Source organism: Microcella alkaliphila (assembly GCF_002355395.1).
Taxonomy (GTDB): Bacteria; Actinomycetota; Actinomycetes; order Actinomycetales; family Microbacteriaceae; genus Microcella; species Microcella alkaliphila_A.
The window spans coordinates 2,024,443-2,041,375 of sequence record NZ_AP017315.1; the positions used below are offsets into that span (position 1 = coordinate 2,024,443).

The 16,933-nt window shown below is 70.2% G+C and carries 22 protein-coding genes; 2 read left to right on the plus strand and 20 right to left on the minus strand.

All coding sequences use genetic code 11. The features are described 5' to 3' along the window. Positions 1-2: 2 nt before the first annotated feature. The 8 genes from CPY97_RS09965 to rplS form a co-directional block, all read right to left on the minus strand. Positions 3-938, minus strand: coding sequence for a phosphodiesterase (locus CPY97_RS09965; protein ID WP_096422355.1), 936 nt, complete (start codon positions 936-938; stop codon positions 3-5). Further along, on the minus strand, positions 935-2,281 hold the full coding sequence (gene dprA, locus CPY97_RS09970; protein ID WP_231923917.1) for a DNA-processing protein DprA: 1,347 nt from the start codon (positions 2,279-2,281) through the stop codon (positions 935-937). Before dprA ends, CPY97_RS09965 begins: the two co-directional genes overlap by 4 nt. Beyond that, positions 2,278-3,807, minus strand: a complete 1,530-nt coding sequence (locus tag CPY97_RS09975; RefSeq protein WP_096422357.1) for a YifB family Mg chelatase-like AAA ATPase — start codon at positions 3,805-3,807, stop codon at positions 2,278-2,280. The genes dprA and CPY97_RS09975 overlap by 4 nt, the downstream gene beginning before the upstream one ends. Next, complete coding sequence (locus CPY97_RS09980) at positions 3,807-4,157, minus strand: YraN family protein (protein ID WP_096423587.1); 351 nt, start codon at positions 4,155-4,157, stop codon at positions 3,807-3,809. The genes CPY97_RS09975 and CPY97_RS09980 overlap by 1 nt, the downstream gene beginning before the upstream one ends. Before the next feature lie 97 nt (positions 4,158-4,254). Beyond that, positions 4,255-4,578 (minus strand): DUF2469 family protein, encoded by a 324-nt coding sequence (locus tag CPY97_RS09985; protein ID WP_096422359.1) that lies wholly within the window; start codon positions 4,576-4,578, stop codon positions 4,255-4,257. Between the two features lie 10 nt (positions 4,579-4,588). Continuing rightward, positions 4,589-5,269, minus strand: coding sequence for a ribonuclease HII (locus CPY97_RS09990; RefSeq protein ID WP_096422361.1), 681 nt, complete (start codon positions 5,267-5,269; stop codon positions 4,589-4,591). 4 nt (positions 5,270-5,273) lie between these two features. Further along, positions 5,274-6,041, minus strand: coding sequence for a signal peptidase I (gene lepB / locus CPY97_RS09995; protein ID WP_096422363.1), 768 nt, complete (start codon positions 6,039-6,041; stop codon positions 5,274-5,276). Between the two features lie 118 nt (positions 6,042-6,159). Continuing rightward, positions 6,160-6,507 carry a 50S ribosomal protein L19 gene (gene rplS, locus CPY97_RS10000; protein ID WP_096422365.1) on the minus strand — a complete coding sequence of 116 codons (348 nt, stop codon included), beginning with the start codon at positions 6,505-6,507 and terminating at the stop codon, positions 6,160-6,162. A 225-nt stretch (positions 6,508-6,732) separates the two neighbouring features. Between rplS and CPY97_RS10005 the strand changes: the two genes are divergently transcribed. Together CPY97_RS10005 and map are read left to right on the plus strand one after the other, a co-directional pair. Further along, positions 6,733-7,392: a TetR family transcriptional regulator gene (locus CPY97_RS10005; protein ID WP_231923918.1), complete on the plus strand. Its 660-nt coding sequence runs from the start codon at positions 6,733-6,735 to the stop codon at positions 7,390-7,392. Then, positions 7,389-8,156: a type I methionyl aminopeptidase gene (gene map / locus CPY97_RS10010; RefSeq protein WP_096422367.1), complete on the plus strand. Its 768-nt coding sequence runs from the start codon at positions 7,389-7,391 to the stop codon at positions 8,154-8,156. The genes CPY97_RS10005 and map overlap by 4 nt, the downstream gene beginning before the upstream one ends. On the opposite strand, the gene CPY97_RS10015 is transcribed toward map, so the two are convergent. The 12 genes from CPY97_RS10015 to CPY97_RS10065 form a co-directional block, all read right to left on the minus strand. Next, positions 8,140-8,580, minus strand: coding sequence for a hypothetical protein (locus CPY97_RS10015; RefSeq protein WP_096422369.1), 441 nt, complete (start codon positions 8,578-8,580; stop codon positions 8,140-8,142). The two genes, map and CPY97_RS10015, sit on opposite strands and share 17 nt — an antisense overlap. Next, complete coding sequence (trmD, locus tag CPY97_RS10020; protein WP_096422371.1) at positions 8,577-9,260, minus strand: tRNA (guanosine(37)-N1)-methyltransferase TrmD; 684 nt, start codon at positions 9,258-9,260, stop codon at positions 8,577-8,579. Before trmD ends, CPY97_RS10015 begins: the two co-directional genes overlap by 4 nt. 2 nt (positions 9,261-9,262) lie before the next feature. Then, positions 9,263-9,895, minus strand: a complete 633-nt coding sequence (rimM, locus tag CPY97_RS10025; RefSeq protein WP_419866103.1) for a ribosome maturation factor RimM — start codon at positions 9,893-9,895, stop codon at positions 9,263-9,265. Beyond that, positions 9,892-10,128, minus strand: coding sequence for an RNA-binding protein (locus CPY97_RS10030; protein ID WP_096422373.1), 237 nt, complete (start codon positions 10,126-10,128; stop codon positions 9,892-9,894). The genes rimM and CPY97_RS10030 overlap by 4 nt, the downstream gene beginning before the upstream one ends. A gap of 5 nt (positions 10,129-10,133) precedes the next feature. Next, complete coding sequence (gene rpsP / locus CPY97_RS10035) at positions 10,134-10,604, minus strand: 30S ribosomal protein S16 (protein ID WP_096422375.1); 471 nt, start codon at positions 10,602-10,604, stop codon at positions 10,134-10,136. Positions 10,605-10,730: 126 nt separating this feature from the next. Continuing rightward, entirely contained in the window at positions 10,731-11,882 is a 1,152-nt protein-coding gene (locus tag CPY97_RS10040; RefSeq protein WP_197702224.1) for an amidase, read from the minus strand. Beyond that, positions 11,836-12,066 (minus strand): hypothetical protein, encoded by a 231-nt coding sequence (locus CPY97_RS13610; RefSeq protein ID WP_197702225.1) that lies wholly within the window; start codon positions 12,064-12,066, stop codon positions 11,836-11,838. The genes CPY97_RS10040 and CPY97_RS13610 overlap by 47 nt, the downstream gene beginning before the upstream one ends. Before the next feature lie 44 nt (positions 12,067-12,110). Then, positions 12,111-13,691, minus strand: a complete 1,581-nt coding sequence (ffh, locus tag CPY97_RS10045) for a signal recognition particle protein (RefSeq protein ID WP_096423593.1) — start codon at positions 13,689-13,691, stop codon at positions 12,111-12,113. A 25-nt stretch (positions 13,692-13,716) separates the two neighbouring features. Next, on the minus strand, positions 13,717-14,589 hold the full coding sequence (ftsY, locus tag CPY97_RS10050; protein ID WP_096422377.1) for a signal recognition particle-docking protein FtsY: 873 nt from the start codon (positions 14,587-14,589) through the stop codon (positions 13,717-13,719). Positions 14,590-14,652: 63 nt separating this feature from the next. Beyond that, positions 14,653-15,075, minus strand: coding sequence for a nucleoside-diphosphate kinase (gene ndk / locus CPY97_RS10055; RefSeq protein WP_096422379.1), 423 nt, complete (start codon positions 15,073-15,075; stop codon positions 14,653-14,655). Beyond that, positions 15,076-15,543: a DUF4233 domain-containing protein gene (locus tag CPY97_RS10060; RefSeq protein WP_096422381.1), complete on the minus strand. Its 468-nt coding sequence runs from the start codon at positions 15,541-15,543 to the stop codon at positions 15,076-15,078. Then, positions 15,540-16,898, minus strand: coding sequence for a bifunctional folylpolyglutamate synthase/dihydrofolate synthase (locus CPY97_RS10065; RefSeq protein WP_096422383.1), 1,359 nt, complete (start codon positions 16,896-16,898; stop codon positions 15,540-15,542). The genes CPY97_RS10060 and CPY97_RS10065 overlap by 4 nt, the downstream gene beginning before the upstream one ends. Positions 16,899-16,933 lie beyond the last annotated feature (35 nt).

Here is a 16,933-nt window from a genome sequence, read left to right on the forward strand (position 1 = left end):
CCCTACACGTCGCTCGCGGCGGCCTCATTCATGTTGAGGTGCGAGCTCTTGCTCGACAGCTGCTCGAGTCGCTGCTCGGGGGTCATGCCCTCGATCATCGGGCGGAAGGTCGAGGCGAACCCGGTGACCTCGGGGCCGGGGATGACGGGAATGGTGGACGAGACGACCGCGTGCTCGTACACGGAGATCACGTCGAACGACTGCGCGCCGTCGACGCCTGAGAGTAGGCGATCGCGGTCGGCGCCGAGATCGAGGGTGTAGCAGGTAGCGGAGGCTACGTGCACCGGGATGCCCGCGAAGGTGCCGTGGGTCGAGTAGTGCAGGTGGCCGCCGAGGATCGCGCGCACGTCGCTGCCGGCGAGGACGGCGGCGAGCGCCGGCTGGTCGTGCAGCTCGAGCACCGACATCACTTCGAGCGGCGTGGGCACGGGCGGGTGGTGGACGGCGAGGATGCTGCCGAGCGGCGCCGGTGTCGCGAGTTCTGCGCGCAGCCACTCAAGCTGGCTCAGTTCGAGCTCGCCGTGGTGGTAGCCGGGAACGGTCGTGTCGAGCGAGATGACCCGCAGGCCACCGAGGTCGTACACGCGGTCTTGGGGGGCGTCGCTCGGATCGAGGTCGAACAGTAACGAGGAGTAGTGGCCGCGGTCGTCGTGGTTTCCCATGACCCAGATGAGTTCGGCGCCCAGGCGCTCGACGACGGGCTCGACGGCTGCCCGCAGTCGCCGGTACCCGTCGGCCTCGCCGAGGTCGGTGAGGTCGCCGGTGAAGACGAACGCGTCGGGCGCGATTGCGCTGCATTCGATGCGCTCGAGCGCGGTATGCAGCCGCTGCTCGACCGGCACCTTGCCGTAGAGCTCGCGACCCTCCCCGAGCAGGTGGGTGTCGGAGAGGTGGATGATCGTGCGCATCGGGGGCGGGTACTGGCCGAGCTGGGTCATGCGCGCATGCTACCCCCCTTGGGTGACGGCGTTTCAGGCTTGTGCCCCTGCTGTTTCGGCGATGGTCGTCGCCAGTGACCGCTCTCGCTTTCGATGGCACGGTCGTCGAACTGCAGGAGCCCGAGTGCGGCCTGCACGTCGGCGACGGCGAGCCCGGAAGCACGCGCCAACTCGTCGACGCTCTGCCAACGGCGCGGTCGCAGCGCGTCGGCGACCCGGGTTGCCGACGACCCGCCGCCGCGCTCGTGGCGTCGGCGGGCCGCTTCCTCCCGTGCCGCACCGTGAGTGCCCGCTCCCCCGATGCCGACCGCGTCGAACCTCAGGCGTGCATCGTCGGTACGCTGGTCGAGGCCGCCGAACGCCAGCTCGATGATGTCGCCGATGGACGTGATGCACTGCGCCGCGGCCTCGCGCAGCAAGCGGTGACATCCCGCGCTTGCGGCCGAGGTGATCGGGCCCGGCACGACGCCGAGGGGAATGCCGGCGGTCGCCGCATGATGCGCGGTGTTCAACGCGCCCGAGCGGTGCCCTGCCTCGACGACCACGACCGCTTCGCTCAGCGCAGCGATTAAGCGGTTGCGCTGCAGGAATCGCCAGCGGGTCGGTGGGGTACCCGCCGGCGTCTCGCTGACAACGGCGCCACGCTCGATGATGCGCCGAAGAAGCGCGTCGTGCCCGCTGGGGTAGAGCCGGTCGGCCCCGCCGGCGAGCACGGCGATGGTGTCTCCCTGCGCGGCGAGGGCCGCGCGGTGGGCCGCCCCGTCGATGCCGTAGGCGCCACCCGAGACCACGACGATGTCGCGGGAGCAGAGCCCCGCCGCAAGCTCCATGGCGACGTGCTCGCCGTAGCCGGTCGCGGCACGGGCGCCGACGAGGGCCACGCCGGGCGCGCGCAGCAATGCAGCGTTACCGCGCACCCACAGCAGGTGGGGGCGGTGGGGGCCGAGGACGGCGAGGTCGTCGGGCCAGGCGTCGTCGTCGGGAGCGAGCATCCGGGCGTCGACGCGTCCGGCGATGTCCAGCGCGCGCACGACGTCGTCGGCGCGCAGCCGGGGCGTCCAGCGGCGCAGGGCCGTCGCGGCGGCTTCGGCACTCAACTCGCCGCGGGACAGCCGCATGAGCACGCCGGGGTCGGCACCATCAACGAGCGCGCGGGCGGACGCCGCGAGCCCTGCACCGTCGGCGAGCGCCCCGACGGCCGCGTCACCGGGCTCGGCGACGACGTGCCAGAGGGCGCGGGCGATCAGGTCGTCGCGCTCCTCGGCGCTGCCGACGGCGCGGCCGACACCCTCGAGCAGTGCGTCGAGTTGGGCATCGGGGATGCGCCACGCTCCCCCACTCACGCGGGCACCCCCTTGCGCAAGAACAGGGCCCGGCCGACGTGCTCGAGGCCGGGCGAGGGTGCCCCGTCGAGGTCGGCAACGCTCCAGGCGAGGCGCAGCACGCGGTCGTAGCCGCGCATGGTTAGTGCCCCGCGCTCGAGCGCGCGGTCGAGCGGGGCCCGCGCGCTGGACGGCAGCCGCCACTCGCGCGAGCGCAGAACCGGACCGGGCACCCGGCTGTTGAGGTCGACGCCGAGGGACGCCCAGCGCGCGGCCGCGGCGGCGCGCGCCGAGCGAACGAGCTGGCGCGCCGCGGCCGTTGTGAGCCCGTCACGGTCAGGGGCCGTGAGGTGGGCGGCCGCGACACGGCGCACGGCGAATTGCACGTCGATGCGGTCGAGCAGCGGCCCCGAGAGGCGCCCGAGGTAGCGGCGGCGCATGATCGGGGTGCAGGTGCACTCGTCGTCGACCGTGCCCGCGTTGCCGCAGGGGCAGGGGTTGGCGGCCAACAGCAGCTGACACTGGGCGGGAAAGCGTGCGACGGAGCGGGCGCGGTGAATCGTGATCCACCCGGTTTCGAGAGGCTGCCGCAGCGCGTCGAGCACGCTTGCCGAGAACTCGGGTGCCTCGTCGAGAAAGAGCACGCCGTGCGCGGCCCGCGAGATGGCGCCCGGCCGCACGATGCCGCTGCCTCCGCCGACGAGCGACGCCATCGTCGCGCTGTGGTGCGGGGCCTGGAAGGGCGGACGCACGATGAGCGTCGACACCGGCTCGCCGCAGAGCGAGCGCACCGACGACACCTCGATGGCCGCCTCCGTGTCGAGGTCTGGCAGGATCGCCGGAAGGCGGGTGGCGAGCATCGTCTTGCCTGCGCCGGGCGGGCCATGCATGAGCACGTGGTGACCGCCGGCGGCGGCCGTGACGAGGGCCTGCACGGCGTCGGGGTGACCCACCACGTCTGACAGCTCGGCCTCGACCTCGACGGCGGTCTCGGCCGACGGTCGGTGCACGGCATCGCACGGCACGTCGTCGAGCTCGGCCCCGTGGTGAATGAGCACGGCCCGCAGCGAGGGCAGCGCCACCACATCGACGCCGGGCACGAGCGACGCCTCGTCGGCGTTGCCACTCGGCACGATGACGCGTCGCGCCCCTGAGCGCTGGGCGGCCAACACCGCGGGCAACACACCGTGCACGGGCCGCAACCGGCCGTCGAGGCCGAGTTCACCGATGTGCACCGTTTCGGCGATCGCGTGGGCCGGCACCGTGCCGCCGCTCGCGAGTGCGGCGACCGCGATGCCCAGGTCGAAGCCCGAGCCATGCTTCGGAACGGCCGCGGGCGACAAGTTGACGGTGACGCGGCGGTTCGGCAGCTCGACACCCGAGTTCAGGGCTGCCGAGCGCACCCGGTCTTTCGCCTCGCCCAGGGCGGCGTCCGGCAGCCCGATGATGGCGAAGGCGGGCAGGCCCGGGGACAGGTCGGCTTCGATCTGCACCAGCGCTCCGTCGACGCCGTTGAGCGCGACGGCGTGCGTGCTGACGACCGGCATCAGGCCACCTGCTCGACGTGTTCGACGAGCGTCTGGCCGCGCGCGGTGACGACCGCGATCGCATCCAGCCGGATCGCATGAACCGGTCCGTTCTCGGCGCACCAGGCCGCGGCGAGCCGTCGCAGGCGGGCGAGCTTGTGGGCGGTGATCGACTCCAACGGATGCCCGTAGCCCGTTCCGCTGCGCGTCTTCACCTCGACGAACACGACGGTGCGGTCGCGTTCGGCGACGATGTCGAGCTCGCCGGCGCGACAGCGCCAGTTGCGCTCGATGATGCGGTAGCCGGCGGCCTCGAGGTGGTCGGCGGCGATCTGTTCGCCGGTGCGACCGACGATGTCTTTGCGTGCCATGCGCGTAAGGATGGCCGCGCGCACGGCGCGAGGTCAGCGGCGGCGTCGCATCCGAGGCTCGGCGGCCACGATGCCAGCCTGGGGAGGAGCGATCGCGCTACTCGTCGAGCGCGAGTTCCTTCGGCAGCTTCAGGTCTTTCTTGCCGAGCTCTTCGACGTTCACGTCTTTGAAGGTCAAGACTTTGACGCTCTTGACGAAGCGGTCGGAGCGGTACACGTCCCAGACCCACACGTCGGTGAGCGTCAGCTCGAAGTAAAAGTCGCCGGCAACCTCGCGCACCACCTGTTCGACCTCGTTCGCGAGGTAGAAGCGCCGCTCGGTCTCAACCACGTATTGGAACTGCGACGCCACGTCGCGGTACTCGCGGTAGAGGGCCAGCTCGACCTCGCGGTCGTAGTCCTCGAATTCCTCGTCGTCCATTGCGGTCAGTCTAGACCTCCGCGACGGACGCGCCACGCGCATCCCCCGTGCCGGCCGGTGCGCGAAGCCAGCTGTGCCGGTGCCGCGGCGACGGGCCGTGTTCGGCGATCGCCGCGAGGTGCGCGGCCGAGCCATAGCCCTTGTTGCCGTCCCAGCCGTAGACCGGGTGACGGGCGTGATCGGCGCGCATGAGCGCATCCCGATGCTCTTTGGCGATGACGGACGCGGCCGCGACCGACGCGCAGTCGCGGTCGGCTTTCGCCCGCGTACGGATGCTCGGCGGGCTCATCAGCGCAGGGCTCAGCCAGTCGTGCACCCCGTCGACGAGCACCTGGGCTGCGGCCACGTCGACGCCGACGGCGTGCAGGGCGATCAGCGCGCGTCGCCCGGCGAGGCCGAGCGCGCCGATGATTCCCACCTCGTCGACCTCGGCCGGTTCGGCCTCGCCGACCGTGATCGCGAGCGCCCAGTCGTGCGCGAGCGGCACGAGGCTCGCGCGCTTCGACGGCGACAGCAGCTTCGAATCCCGCAGGCCTGCGGGATTCTCGCCGCACGTCGGCAGGATCGCGCACGCTCCGACCGCGACAACCCCCGCGAGCGCCCCGCGGCCGACCTCGTCGATTCCGATGACGACGGGGGCGCCGGTGGCGAACAGGCCCCGCTCGACCTCAAGGGTGGCGTCGGTGGGCACGGTGTTACTCGGCGGGCTCGACGCCGTCGAAGGTGAGGGGGTAGTTGTCGAGCCAGATCCAGCGGTCGAGCGGCCAGCTGATGACGATGGCACGGCCGACGACGTCGTCGAGCGGCACGAAGCCCTCGGCATCACCGGTGCGGTTGTAGCGCGAGTCGCTCGACTCGTAGCGGTTGTCGCCCATCACCCAGAGCGCACCATCGGGAACTGTGACCTGGAAGTCGACGCCGCTGACGTCGGAGGCGCCCGCGGGGGTGCGCACGTATGGCTCGTTGATCGGCACCCCGTTGATGAGCAGTTGACCCAGGTCGTTGCAGCAGACCACGCGGTCGCCGCCCACGCCGATGACGCGCTTCACGAGGTGCTCTTCGCTGTCGCTGGCTCTCAGGCCGACGAGCGAGAGCAGCCAGTCGCCGGCCGCTTCGATCGGCGTGCGCGGCTGCGGCGGGGTGCCTTGCAGCCACGAACCGGGATCGCGGAAGACAACGACGTCGCCGCGGTTCACCGGGACGAGCTCGGGCACGAGCTGGTTGACGATGACGCGGTCGTCGATCTCGAGGGTCGGCTGCATCGACGCGGACGGGATGAAGAACGAGCGGATCAGGAACGTCTTGATGAGGAACGAAATGATCAGCGCCGCGGCGATGATGATGACGACGTCGCGCAGGAAGCCGGCTACCTGGCGACCGGCGCTCGGGGCGCTGTCCTCCGTCGGTGTCGCGCTCGGGTCGGCGGCTGCGGCCGATGCGGGCGGCGCGGTCTCGTCGGTCATGTCTCCCCTGGGTTAGTGCCGCATCAGTCTACGGGCCGAGGGGAGGCGGAAAGACGCCGACGGCCCCCGCCGAGAAAAACTCGTGGGGGCCGTCGGGACGTGTAGGTGAGCGCGCGGCTCAGCTTTCGCGCTTCTCCTTGATCTTGGCCTTCTTGCCACGGAGGCCACGCAGGTAGTAGAGCTTCGCGCGACGCACGTCACCGCGGGTGACGACCTCGATGTGGTCGATGACGGGCGAGTGCACAGGGAACGTGCGCTCGACGCCGACCTGGAAGCTCACCTTGCGAACGGTGAAGGTCTCGCGGATGCCCTCGTTTGAGCGGCCGATGACAACACCCTGGAACACCTGGATACGCGAGCGGCTGCCCTCGACGATGTTCACGTGCACCTTGACGGTGTCGCCGGGGCGGAAGTCGGGGATGTCGCTACGCAACGAAGCCGCGTCGACGTGGTCGAGGATGTGCATGATGATTCGCTCTCTGCGCCGCCACAGGTCGGACGCGGGTTTACGGGATTCGTCGGGGTGTGCCTGGTCCGAAAGATGCTGGTCCCCCCATGGCAGGACTCAGCCGGAGCACAAAGGGAAATGATGCCATACTGAGCCGATTCCAGCCAAACGGCGAGCATCCCCTGCCAGACTGTTCGCGCATCCGTTTCAGCTTTTCCAAGCCTCCGGGGGGAGGGACCACGCGTGGCCCACGACACTCTTGACACTCCCGCGCTCGCGACCGATCGGGTCGTGATGCGCACCGAGCCCGTGCAGCAGCGCTCCGCCGAACGCATCGAATTGCTGCTCGACGCCGCCGCCCAGCTCATCGATGAGGGCGGCATCGACGGCGTCACCACGAGCGCGGTCGCGAAGCGCTCCGGCTCGTCGGTGGGGGTCGTCTACCGCTACTTCCCCAACATTCAGTCTCTGCTGCGCGCACTCGCCGTGCGCAACATGGAGCGCTACCTCGAGCGGGTATGGCACGGCGTCGAAAACTCCGGCCCCGAGCCGTGGTCGTCGTTCGACTCGACCCTCAACGCCTTCGTCGACATGACGCGCCACGAGCCGGGTTTTCGCGCTCTGCGCTTCGGCGACGTGATCGACCAGCGCTTCATGAACCCCGAACTCAGCAACAACCAGATTCTCGCGCGCAAGTTCGCCGATCAGGTCGGCGAGACGTACAACTTCGCACCGGATGCGACACTCGTCTTTCACCTGGAGGTCGCGGTCGAAATCGCTTCGGGCCTGCTCGCGCGCGCCTTCCAGCTCGACCCGCAGGGCGACGAGGCGTTCATCGAGGCCACCCGACAGCTGTGCGGTGACTACCTGCGCACGAACATCCCGTTGACGGTCGCCCCGTGATCGAACTGCGCACCCCCGACGAGATCGAGCAGATGCGGCCCGCCGGGCGCTTCGTGGCGAGCGTCATCGAGGCCACGTCACGCGCCGCCGACGTCGGCGTCAACCTACTGGATCTCGATGCGCTGGCGCACGAGATGATTCGCGCCGAAGGCGCTGAGAGCTGCTACATCGACTATCACCCGTCGTTCGGCGGATCGCCGTTCGGCAAGGTCATCTGCACCTCGGTGAATGACGCCGCGCTGCACGGACTGCCCCACGACTACGTGCTGCGCGACGGCGACCTGCTGTCGCTCGACTTCGCCGCGGCGGTCGACGGCTGGGTGTGCGACTCGGCCATCAGCGTGATCGTCGGCGAGCCGCGCGAGGGCGATCAGGAACTCATCGACACCGTGGAGCGCGCGCTGGCGGCCGGCATCGAGCAGGCAAGACACGGGCGTCGCATGGGCGACATTTCCGGGGCCATCGGGGACGTCGCCTACGAGGCCGGGTACCCCGTGAACCTCGACTTCGGTGGGCACGGTGTGGGCCGCACGATGCACGGTGAGCCGCACGTGCCGAACGACGGCCGTCGCGGCCGGGGGCTGAAGCTCAAGCAGGGTCTCGTGATCGCGATCGAGCCGTGGTTTATTCCCGACACCGACGAGATCTACACCGACGACGATGGCTGGACCCTGCGTAGCCGCACCGGCACGCGCGCCGCACACGCCGAGCACACCGTCGCGATCACCGCCGACGGCCCCATCGTGCTTACGGCGCGGGACTGACGCCCGATTCGACGACCGGGGCGTACGCGCCCCGCCGCATCTGCAGCGTGGTGCGCGCCATGGTGACGCACGCGGTGACGGCGGCGGCGATGAGCAGCGGCCACAGCAGGAACCCGCCGATGAGCGCAGCCGGGTCGAGCGACGTCAGCACGGTCACGACGACGAGGAGCGCCTGAACGCCGAGCAGAATCTTCTCGCCGCTCGTGAGCACCGGCGGCCGCCTCGCCATCACGATGAGATGGTTGATGCCGAGTGAGACGGCAAGGCCGGGCAACACGAAGGTGCCGGTGACGACCGCTTGCACCGAGGGCAGGAAGGCGTACGCGCCGAGTGCCTGCACGACCCAGGCCGCGACGCCGGCGACCGCGGCCAGGATGGCGAGCAGCGGCTGCGCCCACAGCCACATACGCTCGGCGCCGGTCACTGCTCACCTAGCAGGTCGGGGCGGATGCGCGCGGTGCGATCGAGCTGCTGCTCACGCCTCCAGGCGGCGATCGCCGCGTGGTTGCCGCTCAACAGGATCGGCGGTACCTCGTGGCCGCGCCAGCTGGCGGGTTTCGTGTAGCTCGGGTACTCGAGCAGGCCGTCTTCGTGACTCTCTTCGTCGAGGCTCTGGGGATTGCCGACGACGCCGGGGACCAGGCGACCGACGGCTTCGATCATCGCCATCGCTGCCACCTCCCCGCCGTTCAGCACGTAGTCGCCGAGGCTGAGTTCGCGCACCTCGATGCGCTCAGAGTAGTGGTCGATGACCCGCTGGTCGATGCCCTCGTAGCGGCCGCAGGCGAAGACGAGGTGGGGCTTGGCCGCAAGCTCGCGGGCGGCCGACTGGGTGAAGCGGTGACCGGCGGGGCTCGGAACGATCAGCGTCGTCTGGTCGGTGATGAGTGCATCCAGCGCCTCTCCCCACGGCTCGGGGCGCATGACCATGCCGGCGCCGCCGCCGTACGGTGTGTCGTCGACGGTGCGGTGCTTGTCGTGGGTGTGGGCGCGCAGGTCGTGCACCCCGAACTCGATGACGCCGGCGGCGCGCGCTTTGCCGAGCAGCGACACGTCGAGCACGCCGAAGAAGTCGGGGAAGATCGTGACGACGTCGACCCGCACGGCTACTGCTCGCTGGGTGGGGTTGTCGGTGTGCGTGCGGCGGTGTCGCCCGCCCCGCCAGGCGCGGGCCCGTCGAGGTCGTCGAACAGCCCGTCGGGCGGTGTCACGACGAGGGTTCCGGCCTCGATGTCGACGCTCGGCACGATCGCCGAGACGAACGGCACGAGGACATCGCGCTCAGCCGTACGCACGACGAGCAGGTCTTGCGCGGGGAAGTGCTCGACGCGAATGACCTCGCCGACGTCGTCGCCATCACGCAGCACGCGCAGGCCGACGAGCTGGAAGTCGTACCAGGCGTCGTCTTCGGGCTGCTCGTCGGTCGGCTGCTCGATCCAGAGGATGGCCTTGGCGAGCGACTCGGCGGCCGTGCGGTCAGCAACCCCCTCGAAGAAACCGACAGGCTGGCCGTTGTACCAGCGCAGCTCGGTGAGCGTCAGGTTCTTCCCGTGCCAGGGCGACGTGGTCGGAACCTGCAGAGAGAAGCTTGCCCCGGGCGTGAAACGCCGCTCGGGGTCATCGGTGAACAGCTCGAGCTTGAGGGCGCCCTTCAGCCCGTGGGCCTTCGTGAGTCGCCCGACCCGAAGCCTCGTTGCGGGCGAGCCGGGTGGGTCAGCTTTGGCTGGGCCCACGATCACGCGTCGGTGTCGACAACGTCGACGCGAACGCGGCGACCATCGGCGAGCGACGAGATGACCTGGCGCAGGGCCTTGGCGGTGCGGCCGCCGCGGCCGATGACGCGGCCGAGGTCCTCGGGGTGCACACGCACCTCGAGGACCTCGCCGCGGCCGGAGTTCTGCGACGCGACGACGACGTCGTCGGGGTGATCGACGATCCCCTTGACGAGATGCTCCAGCGTGTCAGCAAGCACGACGATTAGGCCTTGTCAGCCTCAGCGTCGGCGGCAGCCTCGCCAGCGGCGGGGGCCTCCTCGACGGCGGCCTCCTCGGCAGCCGCGGGTGCCTCGTCGGCGGCCGGGGCCTCCTCAGTCTTCTTCTCTGCCTTGGGCTTCAGAACCGGCTTCTTCGTCGAGTCGACGACGAACTCGGGCTTCGGCTCGGCGGTCTTGACGGTGCTCTTCGCACCCTTCTCGCCCTTGAAGGTGCCCCAGTCACCCGTGAGCTTGAGGATGGCGAGAACCTGCGGGGTCGGCTGCGCGCCGACGCTCAGCCAGTACTGCGCCCGCTCCGACTGCACCTCGATGAACGAAGGCTCTTCGGTGGGGTGGTACTTGCCGATCTCTTCGATGACACGGCCGTCGCGCTTGGTGCGCGAGTCGGCGACGACGATGCGGTAGTAGGGTGCACGGATCTTGCCCATGCGCTTGAGGCGAATCTTGACAGCCACGTTTCTCCGGAAAGTGTTGATGATGGGTGGCTCGCCGCCAATTGTGTGGGGCACACTCGGCGCGAAAGCTCTATAGGGATGCTCGGCGCGCCTGATAGAGGGTCGGGCGCGCGAACACTCGACCGCCTATTCTGGCAGATTTTCAGCCCGCTCGCGGACGGGGCCGGTGTCGGGAGGGCCGGCCACGCGCATCCACGGGGTTCGGTGCTCGAGTTCGGCGGCGACGGTCAGAAGAAGAGCCTCGCCCGCACCGCCGGCCGCAGGACGCGCGACTAGCTGGACGCCGCTCGGAACGGCAGCCTCGGGGTGCCACCCGGCGGGAACGACGGCCGCGGGCCAACCGAGCAGGTTCCACATCGCGGCGTACGGCGCGTAGCCGATGTTGACGCGCATGTTGGCGATCCAGCTACGGCGGTGCCAGCCGTCGGCGGTCGGGCCGGGCTGGGCAAGAGCGGGGGCGAGCACGACGTCCACGTCGGCGGTCGCGACGAGCATCCGCTCACGCAGTGTCTCGACGGGCGCTGCTCGCAGCCCGCCGAGACGCTCGAGAATGCGACCGGCGCGAATGTGAGCGCGCACGCGCGGCTCGAGCGCGGCGAGGTCGAGCCCGTCGTGCACGGCATCGGAGGCGGCACCCGCGAACCAGCGGGCGAGCGCGGGTAACGGGTTCGCGGGGTATGGCAGAGCCAGCTCGACGACCTCGTGGCCTGCGGCGGCAAGCGCTCGTGCGGTGCGCACGGCGGCGGCGCGGAACCCGGCGTCGAGCCGCGCGAGCGGGGTCGGCACCGCGAGGGCGAGGCCAATGCGTAGCGGGCTGGCTGGCGACCTAACCGTGGCGAGCTCGGGTCGTCCCGCCATGACCGACAGCATGAGGGCGGCGTCGGCGACGGTCGTCGCCATGGGGCCGTTCTCGCTCATGCCGAACCAGCTGTGCGCACCCATCTCGGCAGGAACGAGCCCGGCACCGGGCTTCAGGCCGACGACGCCGCAATTGGCGGCGGGGATACGAATCGACCCCATACCGTCGGCGGCGTGCGCGACGGGCACCATCCCCGCGGCGACCGCGGCGGCCGACCCTCCCGAGGAGCCGCCAGACGTGCGCTCGAGGTTCCACGGGTTGCGGGTCGTGCCGTAGACCGAGTCGGTCGTGCCGAACACGCACAGCTCCGGCACGCGGGTGAGGCCGACGACGACGGCTCCCGCGGTGCGGAGCCGCTCAACCACGGGATGGTCAGCCGACTGCGGCTCGGCACTCGTGGCGGCACTGCCCTCGCGCATCCACGATCGCGGCCTCCGCGAGCGCTTTCTCGGCGCGAACGAGCTGGAAGGCGCCGATGGCCGCATCGTGCTCGGCGATGCGGCCGAGCGCCGCCGTCACCTCGGCGACCGCGGTGCTGTCGCCGGCGCGCACGGCGGCGGCGATCGCCGAGGCGGTCGGGGTTGCCGAGCGGGGGTCAGTCACGTCACTGTGCCTGTCGTGGTGGGGTGCCGCGTGCCGACGGCCTGCTACCGGCCGAGGAACTTCTGCAGCGCTTCGAGCTCTTCCGCACTGGGGGCCTGATTGCCGGCCGCCCCTCCCCCGCCGAGGCCGAAGCCGGAACCGGTTGCGGCGCCGCCGGCAGAGCCGCCCTGCGCCTTCGCGGCCTCTTCGGCCGCGCGCTTCGCGGGGTTGCCCGAGCGCGAGCCCGCCTTGCCCTTCTTCTTCGCGGCCTTGCGGGCGCTGCGGGCGCCCGGGCCTCCGCCCATGCCGAGCGGGCCCATGCCGGGAATCTGGGGCATACCGCCCTTGGCGACCGTCTTCATCATCTTGGCGGCCTGCTCGAAGCGCATCACGAGCTGGTTGACCTCGGTGACGGTCGTGCCCGAGCCCTTCGCGATGCGCAGACGCCGTGAGCCGTTGAGCAGCTTCGGCAGGCGGCGCTCGGCGGGCGTCATCGAGCGGATGATCGCCTCGGTGCGCGTGAGCTCAGACTCGTCGAAGTTGTCGAGCTGCTCTTTCATGCCGCGGGCGCCGGGCAGCATGCCGAGCATGCCCTTGATCGAGCCCATGTTCTTCAGCTGCTGCATCTGCTCGAGGAAGTCTTCGAGCGTGAAGCTGTCGGTCGCGAACTTCTCGGCCGTCTTGCGGGCCTGGTCTTCGTCGAAGGCCTTCTGCGCCTGCTCGATGAGCGTGAGGATGTCGCCCAGGTCGAGGATGCGGCTCGCCATGCGGTCGGGGTAGAAGGGCTCGAAGTCGTCGAGGCCCTCGCCGGTTGAGGCGAACATGATGGGGCGGCCGGTGACGCTCGCGACGCTGAGCGCGGCACCGCCGCGCGCGTCGCCATCCAGCTTCGACAGCACCACGCCCGTGAAGTCGACGCCCTCCTGGAACGCCTGCGCGGTCGCGACGGCGTCTTGACCGATCATCGCGTCGATGACGAAGAGCACCTCGTCGGGGTCGACGGCCTTGCGGATGCTCGCGGCCTGCTTCATGAGTTCGGCGTCGACACCGAGGCGGCCGGCCGTGTCGACGATGACGACGTCATGCTGCTTGTCGCGGGCGACCTTCATCGCGTCTTGTGCGACGCGGACCGGGTCTCCGACGCCGTTGCCCGGCTCGGGGGCGTACACGGTCGCGCCGGCCTGCTCGCCGACGACCTGCAGCTGCTGCACGGCGTTCGGGCGCTGCAGGTCGGCCGCCACGAGCATCGGCGTGTGGCCGTCGTTCTTCAGCCACTTGGCGAGCTTGCCGGCGAGCGTCGTCTTACCGGCACCCTGGAGGCCAGCGAGCATGATGACGGTGGGGCCCGACTTCGCGAACTGCAGGCGGCGCTGCTCGCCACCGAGGATGGTGACGAGCTCGTCGTTCACGATCTTCACGACCTGCTGGGCCGGGTTCAGCGCCTTGTTGACCTCATCGCCGAGGGCACGCTCGCGCACGCGGCCGGTGAAGTCTTTCACCACGGGGAGCGCGACATCGGCGTCGAGCAGGGCGCGACGAATCTCGCGGACCGTGCCGTCAACGTCGGCGGGGCTCAGCTTGCCTTTCGTGCGCAGCGCGCTGAAGGTCTGAGTGAGCCGGTCGGAGAGGGTGCCGAAAGTCGCCATGATGGCCCCCATTCTAGGTGGGGCGTCAGGGCACGAGGCTCTGTGCGAAGACGTGGGGGGTGAAGCCCGTCAGGTCGCCGATCCCTTCGCCCTGTCCGATCAGTTTGATGGGGATGCCCGTCTGCTGCTGCACGCGCAAGACGAAGCCGCCCTTCGCGCTGCCGTCGAGCTTCGTGATGACGAGGCCCGTGACGCCGGCGTGTTCGATGAACGCCTCGGCCTGGGCGACGCCGTTTTGCCCGGTCGTGCCGTCGAGCACGAGTAGCACCTCGGCGATGGGCGCGAGCTTCTCGACGACGCGACGCACCTTGGCGAGCTCATCCATGAGCCCCGCCTTTGTCTGCAGGCGACCGGCGGTGTCGATGATGGCGATGTCGGTGCCGTCGGCGATCGCGCGCTCGACCGTTTGGTAGGCGACGCTCGCCGGGTCTTGACCCTGCTGCTGCGGGCGCACGACTGCGGCGCCCGCGCGCTCGGCCCAGGTGGCGAGCTGGTCGACGGCGGCCGCACGGAAGGTGTCGGCCGCCCCCACGACGACGCTGCGTTGGTAGCCGGTCAGGAACTTCGCGAACTTGCCGATCGTGGTTGTCTTGCCGACGCCGTTGACCCCGACGACGAGCACGACGGCGGGCCGCTCACTGAGCCGAAGCGTCGGGTCGTGCGCGGCGAGCCGCTCCTCGATCGTCTCGCGCAGCAGGCGCTTGACGTCGGCCGGGTCGGTGATGCGCAGCCGCTCGACCTCGCTGCGGAGGTGGTCGAGGATCTCGTCGGTGAGGTCGGGCCCGAAGTCGGCGCCGATGAGGGCCGCTTCCAGGTCGTCCCACATCTCGTCGTCGACTACCGGGGTCGTGAACAGTCCGCGGAGTGCTCCCCCGAGGCTCCAGCTGCGTTCGGCCATGGAGTCCAGGCTAGTGGCGCGACGCCGGGCGACCGGTGTGCGGCCCCGCGCCGACGGCGCCGCCTACCCGAACCAGAGGGCGAGCTCGCGCGCGGCCGTCTCGGGAGAGTCGGAGCCGTGCACGAGGTTCTGCTGAACCTTCAACCCCCAGTCGCGGCCGAGGTCGCCGCGGATCGTGCCGGGTGCGGCGGTCGTCGGGTCGGTCGTTCCGGCCAGCGAGCGGAAGCCCTCGATCACGCGGTTGCCGGCGACACGCGCGGCGACCACGGGGCCCGACTCCATGAATTCGATGAGCGGCTCGTAGAACGGCTTGCCTTCGTGCTCGGCGTAGTGCTGGGCGAGTAGGTCACGGTCGGCCTGCACCATCCGCAGGTCGACGAGCTGGTAGCCCTTCGCCTCGATGCGGCGAAGGATTTCGCCGGTCAGGTTGCGGGCGACACCGTCGGGCTTGATGAGGACGAGGGTCTCTTCGATGCTGGTCACGATTTAGTTCTCCTGATCGGTGGGGTTCTCGGCAAAATGGCGACGCTTCGCTTCGTCGAGCTGACGGCCGCGCACGAGGCTGTAGATCCAAAAGCCGACAAAGATCGCCGCGGTGACGGCGGCGAGCGGCTCGACGAAGCCCGTGGCGAGCAGCAGCACCTGCAGCGCACCGCTGTACCAGTAGCCCCACGAGTAGCGGGCGAGGCGAATGCCGATCGCGAGCAGCACGATCAGCACGACGCCGCCGAGGAAGGCGAGCGCGGGTGGGTCGGTCACGCGAACGCCGAACAGCGCGATCGCGCCGAACAGGACGACCGGAATCTCCATGCCCATCGTCGCGGTCATCAGCGACTCGGTGGCCGTCTTGTCGCGCTTGGGGCGGCGCGGCGGGGATGCTGTGCTCGCGTCGGTCTCGTCGCCGCTGGCACGTGCGTCGGCCGGCTCGTCAGTCGCGCCTGCGGTCTCGCTCACGAGTCACCATTCTGGCGGCCGAGGATGGAGAACGCCTGACCGACGAGCGTGACGGACCCGGTCACGAGCACGGCGCCGGTCGGCTCGCAGCTCTCGCGGGCGGCGGCGATCGCCTCATCGAGCGCGGGTGCCACCTGCACGCGGTCGGGCCCGGCGATCTGCGCGACCAGTTCGGCGAGTTGTGCGGCGGGAATCGCCCGTTCGGAGTCGGACTGCGACACGACGAAGCGCTCGACGACCGGGTCGAGGGCGGCGATGATGCCGTGCGCATCTTTGTCGTCGAGCACGCCGACGACGGCGGTCACGGAGGTGAACGCGAACGAACCCATGAGGGCCCGAGCGAGCGCCTCGGCGCCGTGCGGGTTGTGGGCCGCGTCGACGATCACGGTGGGCTCGGTGGCGATGACCTGCAGGCGGCCGGGGCTCGTCACCTCCGCAAGCCCCTCGGCGAGCACCTCGGGGCTGAGCGGCTGCGTCCCGGCGCCGAGGAACGATTCGACGGCGGCAATCGCCACCGCGGCGTTCTGCGCCTGGTGCGGCCCGAACAGGGGAAGGAGCAGGTCGTCGTACGTGCCGGCGCGACCGCGCACGGTCAGGGCCTGACCGCCGACGGCGAGGCGAGCATCCGTGACCTGAAAGTCGACCCCTTCGACGACGACGGTCGCCTCATCGAGTTCGGCGGCGCGGGTGATCTCGTCCATCGCCTCTGTTGTCTGCAGCGCGGTGACGACCTGGGCCGCCGGCTTGATGATGCCCGCCTTCGTACGGGCGATCTCGGCGACCGTGCGGCCGAGGCGGTTCGTGTGGTCGAGCGCGATCGGGGTGAGCACGGCGACGTCGCCGTCGGCGACGTTCGTCGAATCCCACTCGCCGCCCATGCCGACCTCGACGACTGCGACGTCAACGGGCGCGTCGGCGAAGCAGGCGAAGGCAAGCACCGTGAGCGCCTCGAAGTAGCTGAGCGCCTGCTCGCCGTTGGCGGCCAACTCGGCGTCGACCATGAGCAGGTAGGGCTGAATGTCATCCCAGTTGTCGGCGAGCGCCCGGTCGCTGATGGGTTCGCCGTCGATGACGATGCGCTCGTTGACGCGCACGAGGTGCGGGCTCGTCATGAGCCCCGTGCGCAGGCCGTGGGCGCGCAGGATGCTCTCGGCGATGCGACTCGTCGACGTCTTGCCGTTGGTGCCGGTGATGTGGATGATCCCGTAGCTGCGCTGCGGGTCGCCCAGCAGTTCGACAGCGCGCCGGGTCGGCTCGAGCCTCGGCTGCGGGGCGTGCTCACCGATGCGGTCGAGCAGCTCGGCGTACACCCGGTCGGCGTCGGCGCGGTCGGCGTCGTGCTGGTCGTCGCTCATGCGACCATCCTTTCAGGCTGTCCGATTCTCACGCG

Excerpts from the sequence above, each read along its gene's own strand:
- lepB (WP_096422363.1), bottom strand. The coding sequence starts at position 6,041 with ATGACCGACGAGACCGCGCCGCCCGCATCGGCCGCAGCCGCCGACCCG.
- CPY97_RS10065 (WP_096422383.1), bottom strand. The coding sequence starts at position 16,898 with ATGAGCGACGACCAGCACGACGCCGACCGCGCCGACGCCGACCGGGTG.
- ffh (WP_096423593.1), bottom strand. The coding sequence starts at position 13,691 with ATGGCGACTTTCGGCACCCTCTCCGACCGGCTCACTCAGACCTTCAGC.
- CPY97_RS09980 (WP_096423587.1), bottom strand. The coding sequence starts at position 4,157 with ATGGCACGCAAAGACATCGTCGGTCGCACCGGCGAACAGATCGCCGCC.
- CPY97_RS09985 (WP_096422359.1), bottom strand. The coding sequence starts at position 4,578 with ATGGACGACGAGGAATTCGAGGACTACGACCGCGAGGTCGAGCTGGCC.
- CPY97_RS09965 (WP_096422355.1), bottom strand. The coding sequence starts at position 938 with ATGACCCAGCTCGGCCAGTACCCGCCCCCGATGCGCACGATCATCCAC.
- CPY97_RS09975 (WP_096422357.1), bottom strand. The coding sequence starts at position 3,807 with ATGCCGGTCGTCAGCACGCACGCCGTCGCGCTCAACGGCGTCGACGGA.
- ftsY (WP_096422377.1), bottom strand. The coding sequence starts at position 14,589 with ATGGCCGAACGCAGCTGGAGCCTCGGGGGAGCACTCCGCGGACTGTTC.
- CPY97_RS10040 (WP_197702224.1), bottom strand. The coding sequence starts at position 11,882 with ATGCGCGAGGGCAGTGCCGCCACGAGTGCCGAGCCGCAGTCGGCTGAC.
- rplS (WP_096422365.1), bottom strand. The coding sequence starts at position 6,507 with ATGCACATCCTCGACCACGTCGACGCGGCTTCGTTGCGTAGCGACATC.